19 protein-coding genes are annotated in these 16,893 nt (G+C 69.8%); 12 read left to right on the forward strand and 7 right to left on the reverse strand.

Translation table 11 applies throughout. The features are described 5' to 3' along the window. Positions 1–9 precede the first annotated feature (9 nt). Positions 10–888 carry a DUF5753 domain-containing protein gene (locus F4559_RS09365; RefSeq protein WP_184667603.1) on the forward strand — a complete coding sequence of 293 codons (879 nt, stop codon included), beginning with the start codon at positions 10–12 and terminating at the stop codon, positions 886–888. 17 nt (positions 889–905) lie between these two features. Further along, positions 906–1,097 carry a DUF397 domain-containing protein gene (locus F4559_RS09370; protein ID WP_184667605.1) on the forward strand — a complete coding sequence of 64 codons (192 nt, stop codon included), beginning with the start codon at positions 906–908 and terminating at the stop codon, positions 1,095–1,097. A gap of 97 nt (positions 1,098–1,194) precedes the next feature. Here F4559_RS09370 and F4559_RS09375 read toward each other — a convergent pair whose 3' ends face one another. From F4559_RS09375 to F4559_RS09390, 4 genes are all read right to left on the reverse strand, one after another. Further along, positions 1,195–1,791: a DUF3558 domain-containing protein gene (locus F4559_RS09375; RefSeq protein WP_184667607.1), complete on the reverse strand. Its 597-nt coding sequence runs from the start codon at positions 1,789–1,791 to the stop codon at positions 1,195–1,197. A gap of 673 nt (positions 1,792–2,464) precedes the next feature. Beyond that, positions 2,465–3,061, reverse strand: a complete 597-nt coding sequence (locus tag F4559_RS09380) for a DUF3558 domain-containing protein (protein ID WP_246445667.1) — start codon at positions 3,059–3,061, stop codon at positions 2,465–2,467. Positions 3,062–3,074: 13 nt separating this feature from the next. Continuing rightward, complete coding sequence (locus F4559_RS09385; protein WP_184667611.1) at positions 3,075–3,476, reverse strand: hypothetical protein; 402 nt, start codon at positions 3,474–3,476, stop codon at positions 3,075–3,077. A gap of 141 nt (positions 3,477–3,617) precedes the next feature. Further along, positions 3,618–4,574: a LysR family transcriptional regulator gene (locus F4559_RS09390; protein ID WP_184667613.1), complete on the reverse strand. Its 957-nt coding sequence runs from the start codon at positions 4,572–4,574 to the stop codon at positions 3,618–3,620. A 203-nt stretch (positions 4,575–4,777) separates the two neighbouring features. Here F4559_RS09390 and F4559_RS09395 point away from each other — a divergent pair, with 203 nt between their 5' ends. The 5 genes from F4559_RS09395 to F4559_RS09415 all read left to right on the forward strand — a co-directional run bounded on the left by F4559_RS09395 (position 4,778) and on the right by F4559_RS09415 (position 9,944). Beyond that, positions 4,778–5,578, forward strand: a complete 801-nt coding sequence (locus F4559_RS09395; RefSeq protein ID WP_184667615.1) for a 2-amino-3,7-dideoxy-D-threo-hept-6-ulosonate synthase — start codon at positions 4,778–4,780, stop codon at positions 5,576–5,578. Next, positions 5,575–6,648, forward strand: coding sequence for a 3-dehydroquinate synthase II family protein (locus F4559_RS09400; protein ID WP_184667618.1), 1,074 nt, complete (start codon positions 5,575–5,577; stop codon positions 6,646–6,648). The genes F4559_RS09395 and F4559_RS09400 overlap by 4 nt, the downstream gene beginning before the upstream one ends. Positions 6,649–6,716: 68 nt before the next feature. Next, positions 6,717–7,154, forward strand: a complete 438-nt coding sequence (locus tag F4559_RS09405; protein ID WP_184667620.1) for a helix-turn-helix transcriptional regulator — start codon at positions 6,717–6,719, stop codon at positions 7,152–7,154. 10 nt (positions 7,155–7,164) lie between these two features. Then, entirely contained in the window at positions 7,165–7,575 is a 411-nt protein-coding gene (locus F4559_RS09410) for a VOC family protein (protein WP_184667622.1), read from the forward strand. Positions 7,576–7,586: 11 nt separating this feature from the next. Next, on the forward strand, positions 7,587–9,944 hold the full coding sequence (locus F4559_RS09415) for an excinuclease ABC subunit UvrA (protein ID WP_312865542.1): 2,358 nt from the start codon (positions 7,587–7,589) through the stop codon (positions 9,942–9,944). 49 nt (positions 9,945–9,993) lie between these two features. Here F4559_RS09415 and F4559_RS09420 read toward each other — a convergent pair whose 3' ends face one another. After that, on the reverse strand, positions 9,994–10,302 hold the full coding sequence (locus tag F4559_RS09420) for a hypothetical protein (RefSeq protein WP_184667624.1): 309 nt from the start codon (positions 10,300–10,302) through the stop codon (positions 9,994–9,996). A 493-nt stretch (positions 10,303–10,795) separates the two neighbouring features. On the opposite strand from F4559_RS09420, the gene idi reads away from it, so the two are divergent. Together idi and F4559_RS09430 are read left to right on the forward strand one after the other, a co-directional pair. Beyond that, complete coding sequence (gene idi, locus F4559_RS09425; protein ID WP_184667626.1) at positions 10,796–11,368, forward strand: isopentenyl-diphosphate Delta-isomerase; 573 nt, start codon at positions 10,796–10,798, stop codon at positions 11,366–11,368. Positions 11,369–11,428: 60 nt separating this feature from the next. After that, positions 11,429–12,097 carry a DUF998 domain-containing protein gene (locus F4559_RS09430; protein ID WP_184667628.1) on the forward strand — a complete coding sequence of 223 codons (669 nt, stop codon included), beginning with the start codon at positions 11,429–11,431 and terminating at the stop codon, positions 12,095–12,097. On the opposite strand, the gene F4559_RS09435 is transcribed toward F4559_RS09430, so the two are convergent. Next, on the reverse strand, positions 12,061–13,683 hold the full coding sequence (locus F4559_RS09435) for an AMP-dependent synthetase/ligase (protein ID WP_184667630.1): 1,623 nt from the start codon (positions 13,681–13,683) through the stop codon (positions 12,061–12,063). The two genes, F4559_RS09430 and F4559_RS09435, sit on opposite strands and share 37 nt — an antisense overlap. Positions 13,684–13,727: 44 nt before the next feature. Here F4559_RS09435 and F4559_RS09440 point away from each other — a divergent pair, with 44 nt between their 5' ends. The 3 genes from F4559_RS09440 to F4559_RS09450 are packed head-to-tail and all read left to right on the forward strand — an operon-like array spanning position 13,728 to position 15,370. Beyond that, positions 13,728–14,291, forward strand: a complete 564-nt coding sequence (locus F4559_RS09440; protein WP_184667632.1) for a TetR/AcrR family transcriptional regulator — start codon at positions 13,728–13,730, stop codon at positions 14,289–14,291. Positions 14,292–14,301: 10 nt separating this feature from the next. Continuing rightward, complete coding sequence (locus F4559_RS09445) at positions 14,302–14,910, forward strand: hypothetical protein (RefSeq protein ID WP_184667634.1); 609 nt, start codon at positions 14,302–14,304, stop codon at positions 14,908–14,910. A 52-nt stretch (positions 14,911–14,962) separates the two neighbouring features. Beyond that, positions 14,963–15,370 (forward strand): type III secretion system chaperone family protein, encoded by a 408-nt coding sequence (locus F4559_RS09450; protein ID WP_184667636.1) that lies wholly within the window; start codon positions 14,963–14,965, stop codon positions 15,368–15,370. A 4-nt stretch (positions 15,371–15,374) separates the two neighbouring features. Here F4559_RS09450 and F4559_RS09455 read toward each other — a convergent pair whose 3' ends face one another. Then, positions 15,375–16,853: a glutamate-cysteine ligase family protein gene (locus F4559_RS09455; protein WP_184667637.1), complete on the reverse strand. Its 1,479-nt coding sequence runs from the start codon at positions 16,851–16,853 to the stop codon at positions 15,375–15,377. Positions 16,854–16,893 lie beyond the last annotated feature (40 nt).

The raw sequence follows: 16,893 nt of genomic DNA on the forward strand, positions 1-16,893 counted from the left end.
CTTGTCACCATGCTTGACGACGACGACCCCGGTCCGATCGTGCAGCGCCTCATCTTCGGCGCCGAGATGGCCGAACTCCGAGGCAAGGCCGGGTTTTCGGTGGACGAGGCCAACGTGACGATCGGCGAGCGACTGGCCGTGAATCCGGCCGCGAAGCGCGGCTGGTACCGGGGGAAGCTGGGCAAGATCGAGAACGGCGACCTGAACATCAGCGACGTCGAACTGGATGTCGCGTTCGCGCTCTATGGGGTCGGTGGCTCGAAGGCGAGCGAGATCCGCACGCTCGCGGTCGAAGCCAGGCGGCGGCAGACCCCGATCCGTGTGCCGGACCACGGGCGCAAGTACATCTGGCTCGAACGGGCCGCGGACGAGATTCGCCAGTTCTTCGCCATCACGGTGCCGGGCAACCTGCAAACCGCCGAGTACGCGTTGATGCAGATGAGCACCAGCCTCGTCATGGCTCCGGTCGACCTGCCGGAAATGGCCGCTGGGCGCGTCGCCCGGGGTGATCGGTTCGCCGCGGACGAAAAGCGTGTGCTGCACACCGTGATCGGAGAGGCCGCGCTGCGCACGCCGATCATGAACCCCGGCGTCATGCGTGGGCAACTCGACCGGCTGCTGGCTCTTGCCGAGCGTCCGAACATCACCATCCAGGTCGTTCCGATGGAGGTCGGGCTACAAGCGTCGCTCGAACACTCCTACTCCCTTCTCCACATCGCCCGTGCCAGGACGACTATCGTCTACGTCGAGAGTCTGACCACGGCGGACTACCTGCCCCGACCGCCGCACACCACCACGTACGGCCTGGCCTTCGAGAAGGCGCAGAGTCTCGCGTTGGGACCGGCCGCCTCGGTCGACTTGATCCGTTCGATCTCGGGCGACCTGTAGGAAGGGGCGTACGACGGATGAGCCATCCAGACCGGTGGAAACATGCGCGGTGGAAAGTCAGCAGTCGCAGTGGAAACGGTGTCCAGTGCGTCGAACAGGCCGCTATCGCCGACACGATCGGCGTCCGCGACTCGAAGAACCGTGCCGCCGGTCTGCTGGAGTTCGACCCCGCCGCCTGGTCCCGGTTCCTGGTCGACCTGAAGCGTTGACGCGTCAACTGGCCGTGACCGCGAGACCGGTCGCGGCCAGACGCGCCGTGTGGGCCCGGCACACCCGGTCGTGGTAGACCGTCAGCGCGAGTCCGGGTCAGCCCTTGAGGTTGCCGACGATGATCGCGGCCACCTTCTCCGAGGCTTGGCACGACTTGTCGGCAGTGCCTTGCCCCGTGGCGGGAAGGGAGGTCTGGACGAAGATCGGGTTCTTGGCCGACGTGCGTACCAGGGTGCTGCAATTGGAGGTGCCGTTGGTGCGGTCCGCGCTCACGGCCGTCAGTCCCGCGATGGTGGTCTCCCGGAAGATCGGATAGTCGCGAAAGTTCTCCACCATCGAGTCGAACGTGGCGTTCTTGGTCACCAGGGAGAGTTCGTAGGTGTTGTCCTTGGTGGGCTCGGTGCCCTTCCAGGTGCACATCGGCCCGAGCGTGTTGGTTCCGGGTTTTGTCTCGCGAATCCTGCCAAGCAGGGCGAGCTGGTCCGCCTTGACGAGGTCGCAGGGCTTGTCGAGGAACTTGGCGACGCCGACGTCGTCACCGTGGGGCGGCTGAGAACCGGTCACGTTCGGGGAGATCGCGGTCGAACCGCGACCCGTCGCCGCCGGAGTCGGGGCGCCGGGGATGGTGGCTCCGCATGCCGCGAGAGACGCCACGACCCCTGCGACAATCACGACCTTGACCTGGTGACTCACTGGTGTAGCCCTTCATTCCCTGCTCGTCACATCTTTGGTGGTCTGGCACCGGGCAAACGGCACCTCGATAGTGACGATCGTCTTCGCCAGTGCCTTATGAACCTTCAAGTTGGCCACGCGTATCCGCAGACCTCGGAGCCCGACGCCTGGCGGATGGCGATGGCCGCGAATCCGCCGAGGGTGTCTTTGCCTGGTGGTTGCGTCGACGAGCCGATCACCTTTCCCGTTCGGGGCGGTCGGCTCCGCCAGTGGGATGTCGAGCCCGTCGATCAGCTTCCGGCTTGGGACGGGTCGCCGCCGAACTTCGTCCAAGCCCGGATCAAAGCACTGCCGGCGGTCACCGTCGCGGCCACGAAATCGACTTTGCCACCGCTACCGCTCGCGTCGTGCACCTCGCGGCGTTCCCTTCGCCCCGTTGTGGCTCGATGATGGCATAGCCGCACGGTCGGACGTGGGTGATCACGGCTGTTCGCTCGATGGCGGCGAACAGGTTTATGGAGTCCCCGTCAAAGGGATGATCGGCGGAACTGCCGCGTCGCCCGGCCGTGCCCGCGAGACCCGTCGCGGCCAGGCGTGCGGTGTGGATGTCGTCCGTGTCGCACGCTGGCCGCGAAGCCGACTGTGGTCATGGTGGTGTCGACCTGGCGAGCCAACTTCTCGTGCGACTCCGATGTCAGCCCTTGAGGTTGCTGACGACGATCGCGGCCAGCTTCTCGGATGCTTGGCATGGCTTCCCCGCGTTCGCGGCGTCCTGCCGACCCAAAGTCGACTGTGCCATGATCAGATGCTCGGCTGATACCTTGACCCCTGTGCTGCAACTGGACTTGCCGTCGGTGGTGTCGTAGCTGAACGCGTCACGCCCGCCCACGGTCACCTCGGCGAATACTGGCAGGTCCTTGGCGTTGTCACGCCGGACTTCGAAGGTCCCGCCTTTCGAGAGCAGGGTGACGATGTAGGACGTGTCGTCTCGGGGATCGTTCCCCGGCCAGACGCACTTCACGCCGAACGGATCCGATTCCGGTTTCGCCGGACGAAGCTTTCCGAGACTCGCCAACTGCTCGGGCGTGACGAGTTCGCATGGCTTGTCCGCAAACTTCGCGATATCGAGATCGTCGCCCGTAGACGGGCGCCCACCGGTACTGGTCGGAGTGGCCCCGCTCGACACAGACCCACGTGTGCTCTCCGCGGAGGGACTACCTGTCGTGGTGGGATTCGCGCACGCGGCGAGCCCGACTACCGAGGCGATCGCGATGACCGCGATCGCAGGCATGCGGTTCACGAAGTCAGCCCTTCAATCCTTGTTCGGCAGCGTTCTCAGTGCTCTCGTACTGTTTCAGTGCGGCCTCGATGTTGTCGATCGTCTTGGTCAACGCATCGCATGCCTGCTTGTTGGCCCAGCCGTAGCCGCCGGCGTCCATGCCGGCCGCCGCGCGGATCGCCTTGGTCGCGGCTCCGCTGTACGGATCCTTTCCGGGCGACTCCGCCGTGCGGATCTGATCGGCCTGACGCCCGATCTCGATCAACTTGTCCAATGCGAGAGTGAGCCCGTCGATCAGCTTCCTGGCCTGGGCCGGGTCGACGCTGAACTTCGTCTGGGACCCGACCAACGCGCTGCCGGCCGCGCCGCCGGAAACCGTCTCGGCCACGAACTCGACCTTGCCACCGCCACCACCCGCGTCGAACACGTCGACGCTCCCTCCGCTCGGCTACGACTCGATGATGGCATAGCCGCCCGATTGAGCGATGGGTGTTCGGGTTCGGTCGTTCGACGGCGGCGAACAGGTGGTGGTGATCGTCCCTGACCGATTGGGAGATCCTCCCTGTCGTCAACTGGCGGCGACGACCAACCCGGTCGCGGCCAAACGCGCAGTGCGGGTGCGGCACACTCGGTCGTGGTAGGCCCTCAACAACGCCGCGTGGATGTCGTCCGCGTACTCGGCCGCCTCGCAGTCGCGGTGCCACGCCAGCGTCACGCGCCGGTGCACCGGATTGCCCGCGATCGGCACCAACGCCACCCCGGGAATCGTGCCCCCGAACGGGAAGAAGCACGCCACCGCGTGGCCCGCCCGCACCAACTCGGCCGCCGCCTCCGGGTCCACGCCCAAGTGCGCGAAGCGCGGGGTGAACCCGGCCGCCTCGCAGGCCAGGTGCAACGTCAGCCGCCCGCCCCCGTGATATTCCTCCGGCACGGCCCAGTCCTCGTCCGCCAACTCCGACAGCCGGATCTCCGACCGGGTCGACAAGCGGTGCGCGGGCGCCACACCCACGAGCATCTGCTCGGTCACGACCGACCGCCGGTCCACCTCGGCCGGCACGCGCAACGGGCTGTGCGGCAGCTCGGTCACCAACGCCACGTCGACCTTGCCCGTCCGCACCAGGTCCAACACCGCGTCACACCCGCGCTCGACGTGCGTAGTGCGCGGATGACTGGGTAAGAGGTCACGCACGACACCCACCAACAACGCCGTCGGGGCGCCCACCACGCCACCCAACCGGATCCCCGGACCGTCGCTGCGGGTCGCCAGCAGCCGAGCCGTGTCCAACAGGTCGTCGAACCGCTCGACCAGGTCGCGCGAGCGCAACACGACGTGCCGCCCCAGCTCGGTCAGCTCGACGCCGTCGCTGCGGCGGACGAACAAAGGCCCTCCGAAGCCGCGTTCGATGCGTCTGAGCTGGGCCGTCAACCCTGCCTGCGCGATCTTCAACGACGACGCCGCGCGGCTGATGCTGCCCGCCTCCGCCACCGTCAAGACCACGTGCAGATGTCTCAGCTCCAGGTGCACTGGCGCAGCCTAGGGCAACCGCACGCCCGCCGAACCGACCGCGTGGCGGTCAACGAACACACCGGAAGTGGTCCTCCGGAAGGAGAACGCTGGGCTGAAAGGTGCATAACCGACGAGTTATCGCCAGGTGCGACTCCCGGCCGGTACTCCCGGCTCGACACCCTCTGCATGGCCCGCGCCGTCAGATCCGGGAGGTGTCCGACATGAGGAAAGCGTTGCGGCTGCGACGGCTTTCCCGGCCGCGTGACGACCGCTACCTGTTCGTCCCGCTGGACCACAGCGTCTCCGACGGCCCGGTGGTGCCGGCCGACCGCTGGTCCGACCTGATCGGGTCGGTCGTGGTGGGCGGCGCCGACGCGATTGTTGTCCACAAAGGACGATTGCGGACGATCGACCCCCGCCTGCTCGGCGAGTGCGCCCTGGTCGTCCACCTGAGCGCGGGCACGGCCCACGCCGCCGACACCAACGCCAAAGTGCTGGTGGGCGACGTGGAGGAGGCCCTGCGGCTCGGTGCCGACGCGGTCAGCGTGCACGTCAACATCGGCTCCGACACCGAGGAACGCCAACTCGCCGACCTCGGCACGGTCGCCAAGGCGTGCGACGCGTGGAACCTCCCGCTGATCGCCATGGTCTACCCGCGCGGCCCGCGCATCGCCGACCCGCACGACCCCCGCCTGCTCGCCCACGTGGTCAACATCGCCGTCGACCTCGGCGCCGACCTGGTGAAGACCACGCTCGCGCTGCCCGTCGAGCGGATGGCCGACGTGGTCGCCTCCTGCCCCATCCCGGTGCTCGCGGCGGGCGGCCCGGCCGACACCGGCGCCTGCCTGGTCGACACCGCGCGGGCCGTGATGGCGGCCGGGTGCGCGGGGCTGGCGGTCGGCCGCCGGGTGTTCACCGCGCCGTCGCCGCTGGCGCTGGTCGCGGAACTGGCCTCGGTGGTCCACGGAGATCCCGACGCCGACCTCGTCCACTACACATCGACCATGACAGGTGCCGTGTGAAGTTCGCCTGGATCGACCTGCGTCCCGTGCCCGAGGCCCACCGCGAAGCCGTCGTCGACGCGGCCGTGCACGCCAGCCTCGGCGGCGTCGTCTCCGACGACCCGGCCCTGCTGGACACCCTGCCGCCGACGCTGACCCGCGTGCTCGTCGCGCCCGAGCCCGTCGACAGCCCGCACCTGGTCGCCGTCGTCGCGACCGACCGGGACCAGCTCGACCGGCTGCCCACCGACGCCGCGTTCGTGCACGTCGACGACGACCGCACGTTGCGCCTGGCCTGCGCCGCGGCCGTCAAGCTCGGTCACACGATCGTGGAGTTCGCGGACCCGACCAAGATCCCGCTGGAGATCGTCATCGCGGCGGCCGACGGCGCGTCCGGGCGACTGGTGACCGTCGTCGCGGACCTCGAAGAGGCCGCCATCGTGCTCGACGTGCTCGAACACGGCTCCGACGGCGTGCTGCTCGCGCCCGCCGACGCCACCGACGTGTTCCGGCTGGCCCGCCTGCTGGAGGCCACCAGCCCGCCCCTGACCCTGACCACGCTCACCGTCGCCGGCATCGCGCACACCGGCCTCGGCGACCGGGTGTGCGTGGACACGTGCTCGCACTTCGACGAGGACGAGGGCATCCTGGTCGGCTCGTACTCGTCCGGCTTCATCCTGTGTTGCAGCGAGACCCACCCGTTGCCGTACATGCCGACCAGGCCGTTCCGGGTCAACGCGGGCGCGCTGCACTCGTACGTCCTGGGCCCGGACAACCGCACCAACTACCTGTCCGAGCTGCGCGCGGGCGGCACCGTGCTCGCGGTCAACGCCGAGGGCCGCACCCGGCGGCTCACCGTCGGCCGGGCCAAGCTGGAGACGCGGCCCATCCTCACGATCACCGCGCACTCGCCCGAGGGCGTCGAGGTCAGCCTGACCGTGCAGGACGACTGGCACGTGCGCGTGCTCGGACCCGGCGGCAAGGTGCGCAACGTGACCGAGCTGACCCAGGGCGACGAACTGCTCGGCTACGTCGCCACCGAGCAGCGGCACGTCGGCATACCCATCGGCGAGTTCTGCAAAGAGGTGTGACCCGGGCGGTGGCGTCTCGATTCGGGGCGTCTCGATCCGGGGCGCCGCCGCGTGGCACCATCGCGGACGTGACCAGCACACCGGAGCAGCGGCTCGCGGACCTCGCGCGACTGCGCCGCGTGCGCGACCGGATCGATCGCGAGTACGCCCAGCCGCTCGACGTCGAGGCCCTCGCGCGCGGCGAGCACATGTCGGCCGGGCACCTCAGCCGCGAGTTCAAGAGCGCCTACGGCGAGTCGCCGTACAGCTACCTCATGACGCGGCGCATCGAACGCGCCATGGCCCTGCTGCGGCGCGGCGACCTGAGCGTCACCGAGGTGTGCTTCGAGGTGGGCTGCTCGTCGCTGGGCACGTTCAGCACCCGCTTCACCGAGCTGGTCGGCGTGTCGCCGAGCGCGTACCGCAAGAACCCCGACGCCACGCCCGCGGGCATGCCGTCGTGCATGTCCAAACAGGTCACCAGACCGGTCAGGAATCGAGAAGCGGGGTCCCGGAGGCCGACCTAGTGTCTTCCGCATGGACCTCGCGATTCACACCACGTTCCTCGCCCACACCGACCCCGAAGCCTCCCTCGCGTTCTACCGCGACAGCCTCGGCTTCGAGGTCCGCAACGACGTCGGCCAGGGCCAGATGCGCTGGATCACGGTCGGCCCCGCCGGACAGGCGGGCACGTCGATCGTCCTGCACCCGCCGGCCGTCGACCCGGGCATCACCGACACCGAGCGGCAGACCATCGCCGAGATGATGGCGAAGGGCACGTTCGCGACCATCGTGCTGTCCACGCCGGACGTGGACGCGATCTTCGAGCAGGTGCAGAAGACCGGCGCCGAGGTCGTGCAGGAGCCGATCGACCAGCCGTACGGTGTGCGCGACTGCGCGTTCCGGGACCCGGCGGGCAACCAGGTCCGCATCAACCAGACGCGCTGAGAGGGATCACCGTGACGCACGCCGCCGACAGCCACGACCTGATCCGCGTCCACGGGGCGCGGGTGAACAACCTGAAGGACGTCAGCGTCGAGCTGCCCAAGCGCCGGCTCACGGTGTTCACCGGCGTGTCCGGCTCGGGCAAGTCGTCGCTGGTCTTCGACACGATCGCCGCCGAGTCGCAGCGGATGATCAACGAGACGTACAGCGCGTTCCTCCAGGGCTTCATGCCCACCCTGGCCCGGCCCGAGGTGGACGTGCTGGACGGCCTGACCACGGCGATCATCGTCGACCAGCAGCGGATCGGCTCGGACCCCCGGTCCACGGTCGGCACCGCGACCGACGCGAACGCCATGCTGCGCATCCTGTTCAGCCGGTTGGGCAAGCCGCACATCGGCTCGCCCCAGGCGTTCTCGTTCAACGTGGCGTCGATCAGCGGCGCCGGCGCGGTCACGATCGAGAAGGCCGGGCAGAAAGTCAAGGAGCGGCGCAGCTTCAGCATCACGGGCGGCATGTGCGCGCACTGCGAGGGCCGGGGCACGGTCAACGACATCGACCTGACCCAGCTCTACGACGACACGAAGTCGATCGCCGAGGGCGCGTTCACCATTCCGGGCTGGAAGTCCGACAGCTTCTGGACGGTGAAGGTCTACGCGGAGTCGGGCTTGTTGGACCCGGACAAGCCCATCCGCAAGTTCACCAAGAAGGAGATGCACGACTTCCTGTACGGCGAGCCGACCAAGGTCAAGGTCGAGGGCGTCAACCTCACCTACGAGGGACTGATCCCGAAGATCCAGAAGTCGTTCCTGTCCAAGGACAAGGAGTCGCTCCAGCCGCACATCCGGGCGTTCGTGGAACGGGCCGTGACGTTCACCGTCTGCCCGGAGTGCGAGGGCACGCGGCTGAGCGCGCTCGCCCGGTCGTCGAAGATCAAGAAGATCTCCATCGCCGACGCGTGCGCCATGCAGATCAGCGACCTGGCCGACTGGGTGCGCGGGCTGAAGGAGCCGTCCGTGGCGCCGCTGCTGACGACGCTGGGACGCACGCTGGACTCGTTCGTCGAGATCGGACTCGGCTACCTGAGCCTCGACCGGGCCACCGGCACGCTGTCGGGCGGCGAGGCGCAGCGCACCAAGATGATCCGGCACCTCGGGTCGTCGTTGACCGACGTGACGTACGTGTTCGACGAGCCCACGATCGGCATGCACCCGCACGACATCCAGCGCATGAACAAGCTGCTGTGCAGGCTGCGGGACAAGGGCAACACGGTGCTCGTGGTGGAGCACAAGCCCGAGGCGATCGTGATCGCCGACCACGTCGTCGACCTCGGCCCGCGCGCCGGGTCCGAAGGCGGGCAGGTGGTGTTCGAGGGCACCGTCGACGGGCTGCGGAAGTCGGGGACGCTGACCGGGCGGCACCTGGACGACCGCGCGGCCGTGAAGTCGTCGGTGCGTTCGCCTTCCGGGCACCTGGAGGTGCGCGGGGCGGACACCCACAACCTGCGGAACGTGGACGTCGACATCCCGCTCGGCGTGCTGTGCGTGGTGACCGGCGTGGCCGGGTCGGGCAAGTCGTCGCTGGTCCACGGGTCCGTGGCCAAGCGCGATGACGTGGTGGTCGTCGACCAGACCCCGATCAAGGGGTCGCGACGCAGCAACCCGGCCACCTACACCGGCCTGCTCGAACCGATCCGCAAGGCGTTCGCCAAGGTCAACGGCGTGAAGCCGGCGTTGTTCAGCGCGAACTCCGAGGGCGCCTGCCCGAACTGCAACGGCGCGGGCGTGATCTACACGGACCTCGGGATCGTGGCCGGCACCTCGGCGCCGTGCGACGTGTGCGAGGGCCGGCGGTTCGACGCGTCGGTGCTCGACTACCACCTGGGCGGCAAGGACATCAGCGAGGTGCTGGCGATGTCCGTGACCGAGGCCGAGGAGTTCTTCGGCGCGGGGGAGGGCCGCATCCCGGCCGCGCACGCGATCCTCCGGCGACTGGTGGACGTCGGCCTGGGGTACCTGGGCATCGGACAGCCGCTGACGACCCTGTCCGGCGGCGAGCGGCAACGCCTGAAGCTCGCCACGCACATGGGGGACAAGGGCGGCACCTACGTCCTGGACGAACCGACGACCGGCCTGCACCTGGCGGACGTGGACCAACTGCTCGGACTCCTGGACCGCCTCGTCGACGCGGGCAAGTCCGTGATCGTGGTCGAACACCACCAGGCCGTGATGGCACACGCCGACTGGATCGTCGACCTGGGTCCGGGCGCCGGCCACGAGGGCGGTCGCGTGGTGTTCGAGGGAACCCCGGCCGAGCTGGTGAAGTCGCGTGCGACGGTGACCGGCGAACACTTGGCGTCCTACGTGGGTGCGTGAGCTTTCGTGGGCACCGGGACTTCCGGTGCCCGCCGTTCCCACTTGGGCATCAGGTCGACTCCCACTTGGGCATCGAGTCGATCGAGTGGTCCGCGGCCTTCTCGCCGAGAGCGGCGCCCGCCGCGCCGCCACCGATGCCGCCGACCAGGCCGCCGAGGGCGGCTCCCGCGGCCGTGCCGACGCCGGGTGCCAACACCGAGCCGATCGCACCGCCGTACCACGTGCCGAACGCCCGGCCGGTCATGCCTCCGAGCCAACCGGCGCCGGTGGTGACCGTCGCGCGGTACGCGGCCCGGGTCGCGCGGTCCTTCCAGTGGAGCCCGGCGTCGTCCTCGAACTGGTCCCAGCCGGACTTCACGAACCCGAGAGTGGTGGGGACCCGGCCCAGGCGCCGGCGGCGATCCGGCCGTGCCGGGTGCCGGTTCCCAGGAGCGGGCCCGGCCGTCGCGAGTTGTGCACTCAGGCACCGCGAGTTGTGCGTTCAGGCACCGCGAGTTGTGCACTCAGGCACCGTGAAACACGCACTCGGGCGCCGGGAGGGCTTGTGGGACGCGTGGTCGTGGGTGCGGGTGTGTCGATGGGATGTGGGTCGGGTGGTTCCGGGTCCGCACGTGCGGTCGCTCGCCGCTGGGCAGGCCGAGGAGGGGCTGACCCGCCGGAGTCCGCACGCTTGGGGGTGTTGTGGCTGGTGCGTCGTGTGCGTCGGGGTGCCCGAGTGCGTGTTTCGCGGTGCCTGAACGCACAACTCGCGGTGTCTGAGTGCACAACTCGCGGTGTCCGGCAGCACAACTCGCGCGGCGTCCGGGTGATCATGGGGATGCCGGTGATCCGATGTGTGGCAGGGTGTGCGCGTGGAACAAGTCGTGCTGCTCGACGAGCAGGGTGCCGCGATCGGCGTCGCGGACAAGGTCGGTGTCCACCACGAGGACACCCCCCTGCACCTGGCGTTCTCCAGCTACCTGTTCGACCGCTCGGGCCGGTTGCTGCTCACGAGACGGGCGCTGCACAAGAAGACCTGGCCGGGCGTCTGGACGAACTCGTGTTGCGGCCACCCGGCACCGGGCGAGGACGCGGCCTCGGCCGTCCGTCGTCGGCTCCGGGAGGAACTGGGGCTCGGCGACGTGACGCTCGACCTCGTCCTCCCGAGGTTCCGGTACCGCGCGGTCATGGACAACGGGATCGTGGAGAACGAGATGTGCCCGGTCTTCCGCGGCTACGTCGACACCGAACCCGACCCCAACCCCGACGAGGTCGACTCCGTCGAGTGGGTCGACTGGGCGGAGTTCGTGCCCGCGGTGCTGTCGGGGGTGCGGCCGATCTCGCCGTGGTGCCGACTCCAGGTCGAAGAGTTGGCCAAGCTCGACGACGACCCGACGCGGTGGCCGGTGGGAGTCGAAAGCGATCTGCCGCCGGCCGCCCGGTGAGGAAGCCGGCAGAACGCTGAAGGGCGGAACACCACCCGTCCGCCGTCCGTTTCGTCTGATGTGCTCACCCAACCAGCCCGCGCCACGGCGGCGGCCGGGGCGCTCGCCGTCGTCCTGACCGTCGTCCTGGTCGGCTCGCTCGACGCCTGTCGCGCGACCGTGTCCACCGCCTTCCTGCGCCGGACGATCAGCGAGTACGCCCTCGGCCCGCACCGGTGGGTGTTCGACACCGCCGTGGTGCTGCTGGTGCTCGGGTCGTGCGCCGTGCTGGCCGTCCTGGTCCGGCGCGGCATCGCGAAGAAGAGCGCGGCCGTGGCGATGGGCGCGTGGGCACTCGGGTTGACGCTGGTCGTGCTGTTCCCCAAGCACGACTGGGCCGTGGGGCCGAGCGCGAGCGGCACCGTGCACCGGGTCGGGAGCCTGCTCGCGTTCGTCAGCCTGCCGATCGCGGCGATCCTGCTGGCCAAGCCGTGGACCCGGCACGCCCGCTGGGGCGGCCACGCGCGGTGGACGTTGGGCATGGGCGTGCTGTCCGCGTTGAGCTTCTCGCCGCTGCTCTACGCGATCCTGCTCAACGCCACCACGGGCACGTCGTGGTGGCGCGTCTTTCCGCTCGGCTACGTCGAACGCGTCCTCGTGCTCACCGAGGTGGCCACCGTGCTGGTGGCCGCGCTGTGGGCGTTCGCCGTCGCTCAGCCCTCGTACAGGCTGTCCAGGACCTCCCGGTAGCGGTCCTCGATCTCGCGCCGGCGCAACTTCATCGACGCGGTCAACGTGCCGTCCTCCACCGAGAAGTCCCGGGGCAGCACGGCGAACCGCTTGACCGTCTCGTGCCGGGCCAGCCCCGCGTTCGCCTCGTCGACCGCGCGCCGCACCTCGGCGTCCGCGTCGAGCCCGGCGGGCGTGGTGTCCGGGTCGAGCGTGACCAGGGCGACGACGTACCGCCGCTGGTCGCCGTGCACGAGCACGTGCCCGATGTAGGGGCTGGCCGCCTTGATCCGGGTCGCCACGGCCTGCGGCGCGACGTACTTGCCGCCACTGGTCTTGATCAGGTCCTTCTTGCGGTCGGTGATCCGCAACCGGCCCGCCGCGTCGAGTTCGCCGATGTCGCCGGTCCGCAGCCAGCCGTCGACCAGCGTCTTCGCCGTCTCCTCGGGCAGGCCGTGGTAGCCGCGCATGACGCCGCGTCCGCCGATCAGCACCTCGCCGTCGTCGGCGATCTTCACCAGCGTGCCGGGCAGCGGCCGGCCGACCGTGCCGAACTCCGGGTCCTCGGGCCGGTTGATGAACGACGCGGCCGACGACTCGGTCAGCCCGTAGCCCTCCAGGATCGTCAGCCCGGCGCCCGCGAAGAACCGGCCGACGTCCTCGGACAGCGGCGCCGAGCCCGACACGAAGTACCGGATGCGCCCGCCGACCCGGTCGCGCAGCTTCGAGAACACCAGCCGGTCGGCGATCGCCCGGCTGAGCCGGCCCGACGAGGGCCGCCGCGCGACCTTCACCGCCCACTCGAACAGCAAACGCTTCACACCGCCGTCGGCGCGCACCGCCGCCACCACCCGCTGGTGGATCTTCTCGAAGATCCGGGGCGCGCCCGCGACGATCGTGGGCCGCAGTTCCAGCAGGTTCTCCGCGATCCGGTCCGCCGAACCGTCCACGGCCGTGGGCGTGCCGACCGCGATCACGCCGACCTGGAGCACCTTGCCGAACGCGTGCGACATCGGCAGCCACAGGAAGTGCAGGTCGTCGGGCCGCAGGATGTCCACCTCGGCGATGGACTCGCCGGTGTGCAGCCAGTTGTCGTGGGTGAGTTCGACGCCCTTGGGCGTGCCCGTGGTGCCGGACGTGTAGATCAACGTGGCCAGGTGCTCCGGCGCGAGTTCGTCGACCATGGCGTCGTAGTCGCCCTCGGCCGCCGGGAAGTCCTCCGCGCCGATGACGACCGTCCGGACGCCGGCGGGCACCTTGTCCGCGAGTTCCCGGTCGACCGCGACGATCACGCTGCCCGAGTCGGACACGATGTGCGCGCACTCCTCGGCGGAGTTGTTCGGGTACACCGTGGTCGTCACCCCGCCGGCCGCGAGCACGGCGAGGTCGGTGAGGATCCAGCCCACGCTGGTCGTGGCCATGATCGCGACCCGGGCGCCGTCGCGGACGCCCAGCGCCCGGTAGCCCAGGGCGAGCCCGCGCACCTCCCGGTCGACGTCGGCCCACGTCAGCGACTTCCACCCGCCGTCGACCCGGTGCCGGAACGCCTCCCGGTCGGGCGTCTGACGCACCCGCTCACGCAGCAGGTCGGGGATCGAACGGGCCACGGGACCTCCTTGGAGCGGTGCTCTAGAGCGCTACTCTAATCTCCGTGCGAAGCGAGAGTCGACGGGCGGTGCTGGACGCCGCGCTCGAACTGGTCTCCGGCGGGCTCGACGCCGTGACGATCAGCGCCCTCACCGCGCGCTCGGGGGTGTCCAACGGCAGCGTCTACCACCACTTCGGCAGCCGTGCGGGGGTGTTCGCCGTGCTGTACGAGGAGAGCTTCCGGCACAGCGTCGACGCCATGGCGCCCGCGTTGCGCGCGGCGTCCGTCGAGGCCGTCGTCCGCGGCCTGGTCGGCCACTACCTGGACTGGGTCGTGGCGAACCCGGAACGCGCACGGTTCCTCTACGCCGCGCCGATGACCGTCGAACCGGTCGTCAAGGCCGCCGCGTTCGCCCCGATCGCGGAGTGGTTCGCGGGCCGCGCGGCGGCGGGCGAGCTGCGCGACGTGCCCGTGTGGTCCCTGGACCCGGTCGTGATGGGACCGGCGCACGAGTGCGCCCGCCGTTTCCTGCTGGGCGTGCTGGACCTGGCCGTCGTGCGGGCGCACGTGATGGACGCCGTGTGGTCGTCGGTGGCACCCGTCGGAATTGTCGGTACCGCCTGTTAGCTTGCGCGGCATGGTCGAGAACAGGCACGGCGTGGCGTTGGTGGAGCGGGTCCTCGACGTGGTGCGCGAGAAGCCGGGGCGGTCGATGTTCGACTACACGGACGTCCCGTGGGTCGAGGGCGGACCACGTCCGCTGACCGACGACCTCGTGTTCCCCTCGGGGCGCCCGCTGTCGCCCAGCCTGCGCGCGTGGATGTCCTACGACTTCGGCCTGTTCGAGCGCTACGACTGGTTCGACGAGGACGGCGACCTCGCGCCCCGGCCGCTCGACGAGTTGGCGTCCGACGAGTACGGCGAGCTGTGGGGGCAGTTCTACCAGCCGATCGCGGAGAAGTTCCCGGAGTGCTTCCTGCTGCCCGGCGGCTCGGACTCGCGCCGCGTGCTGGCCGTGGGCGAACCCGACTCGGCGGGGGAGTACCCGGTGCTCGCGCTGGACATCGACGACATGCCGTTCGCGGGCCTGATGTTCCCCGGCTTCGACGTGTACGCCGCCCACACCGCCGGCCTCGTCACCGACGACTTCCAGGGCTACACCGACCTGGCCGACGACCCCGTGTACGGCCCCCGCATGCGCGAACACGCCCGCATCCGCTTCGACGGCGGGCTGTACTTCCAGTGACGCCCGCCGATCTCGGGGTTCGTCCCGGCGCGGTTCCCCTAGGGTGATCACCATGGCTACTTGGGGAGATCTTGCCGAGTACGTGCGCCAGACCTACGAGGTGATCTCGCAGGGTCAGGACGAGATCCGCATCCTGTTCGACTTCGAGCACTTCGACGAGGACGACGAGCGCACCCAGGTCGTCATCCTCGCCCGCGAGGTCCTCGACAAGCAGCACGAGTGGGTGCAGATCGCGTCGCCGGTGGGGCTCGCGGCCCGGGTCGACCTGCGCGCGCTGCTGGTCGAGGTCGGCGAGTCGTCGATCGCCTGCGGCGCGGCGATCATGGGCGACCACGTGGTGCTGCGGCACTCGCTCCCGCTGGCCGACCTCGACATCCACGAGTTCGTCGACCCGTTGACGCTGCTCGCGGGCACGGCCGACCGCATCGAGGAGCAGTTCTTCGGCGGCGACGACTACTGAACCCTCACGGCACCGGCCAGGTGTGCACGGGTTCGTTGGTGTGCATGAGGTCCCGATAGGTGCGCAGCATCCGTCGCAGCGCCTCCGGCCGGTCCAGGCCGGTGCCGTCGTAGAGGCGGTGGAACGCGCGGCTCTGCCACGTCGCGCCGTTCACGCCCGTGAGGCAGCGCTGCTCGATCACGTCCAGCAACCGGTCCCGCCGGCCGGGGTCGACGCCGAGCCGGTCGAGTCCGTCGTGCGCCAACGGCAGCAGGTGGCGCAGCACGAGTTCGGTGGCGGGCACGGTGCCCAGGCCCGGCCAGTACACCTGGGCCTCCATGCCCTCCTTCGCGCCGGCCAGGAAGTTGTCCTCGGCCGCGCTGAACGACATCTGTGTCCACAGTGGACGGTCGGCCTCGGCCAGCGAGCGCACCAGCCCGTAGTAGAACGCCGCGTTCGCCATCGTGTCCACGACCGTCGGTCCGGCGGGCATCGTCCGGTTCTCCACGCGCAGGTGCGGGCGCCCGTCCACCACGTCGTACACCGGCCGGTTCCACCGGTACACGGTCCCGTTGTGCAGCCGCAGCTCCGACAGCGCCGGGGTGTCGCCGCTGTCGAGCACCCGCACCGGGTCCTCGGCCTCGCAGATCGGCAGCAGTGCGGGGAAGTAGCGGACGTTCTCCTCGAACAGGTCGAAGATCGACGTGATCCAGCGCTCCCCGAACCACACGCGCGGCCGGACGCCCTGCTCCTTCAGCTCGTCGCCGCGGGTGTCGGTGGCCTGCCGGAACAACGCGATCCGCGTCTCCCGCCACAGCTCCTTGCCCAGCAGGAACGGCGAGTTCGCGCCGATCGCCACCTGCACGCCCGCGAGCACCTGGGCGGCGTTCCAGTAGTCGGCGAACCTCTCCGGCGGCACCTGGAGGTGGAACTGCGTGGACGTGCACGCACCTTCCGGCACGATCGAGTCCACGGTCAGCCGCAGCCGCTCGACGCCGTCGATCGCGATCTCCAGGTCCTCGCCGCGCGCGGCCAGCACCTGTTCGTTGAGCAGTGCGTAGCGCGGGTCGGCCGACAGCGCGTCCGCGGCCAGGTGCCGGGGCTGCAACGTGGGCAGGATGCCGATCGTGACCAGGTGCGCGCCCGTCTCGGCCGCCTTGCGCTCGGCCTCGTCGAGCGACGCCCGGACGACGTCCTCGAACCCGGACACCCCGTCGCGCGACAACGGCCGGGGCGCGACGTTGATCTCCAGGTTCCACCGGCCCAGTTCCGTCACGAAGTCCGGGTCGGCGATCGCGGCCAACGCCTCGGCGTTGCGCATCGCCGGGTCGCCCGCGGCATCGACCAGGTTCAGCTCGATCTCGAGCCCGGCGGTCGGGCGGTCGAACTCGAACCGGGACTCGCGCAGCATCCGGGCGAACACGTCCAGGCAGGTCCGCACCTTCGTGCGGTACCGGGACCGGTCCTCCCGGGTGAACTCCTGCCGCGCGACCTCGTCGCCCATGTGGTGCCTTCCGCTCCGGTCGCCGGCGCGGAGTACCGGC

Origin of the sequence: Saccharothrix violaceirubra (genome assembly GCF_014203755.1) — a bacterium.
Lineage (GTDB): Bacteria > Actinomycetota > Actinomycetes > Mycobacteriales > Pseudonocardiaceae > Actinosynnema > Actinosynnema violaceirubrum.

Coding starts and splice junctions, on each gene's coding strand:
- F4559_RS09365 (WP_184667603.1), top strand. CDS start 10: ATGCTTGACGACGACGACCCCGGTCCGATCGTGCAGCGCCTCATCTTC.
- F4559_RS09370 (WP_184667605.1), top strand. CDS start 906: ATGAGCCATCCAGACCGGTGGAAACATGCGCGGTGGAAAGTCAGCAGT.
- F4559_RS09380 (WP_246445667.1), bottom strand. CDS start 3,061: ATGCCTGCGATCGCGGTCATCGCGATCGCCTCGGTAGTCGGGCTCGCC.
- F4559_RS09395 (WP_184667615.1), top strand. CDS start 4,778: ATGAGGAAAGCGTTGCGGCTGCGACGGCTTTCCCGGCCGCGTGACGAC.
- F4559_RS09410 (WP_184667622.1), top strand. CDS start 7,165: ATGGACCTCGCGATTCACACCACGTTCCTCGCCCACACCGACCCCGAA.
- F4559_RS09445 (WP_184667634.1), top strand. CDS start 14,302: ATGGTCGAGAACAGGCACGGCGTGGCGTTGGTGGAGCGGGTCCTCGAC.
- F4559_RS09450 (WP_184667636.1), top strand. CDS start 14,963: ATGGCTACTTGGGGAGATCTTGCCGAGTACGTGCGCCAGACCTACGAG.
- F4559_RS09455 (WP_184667637.1), bottom strand. CDS start 16,853: ATGGGCGACGAGGTCGCGCGGCAGGAGTTCACCCGGGAGGACCGGTCC.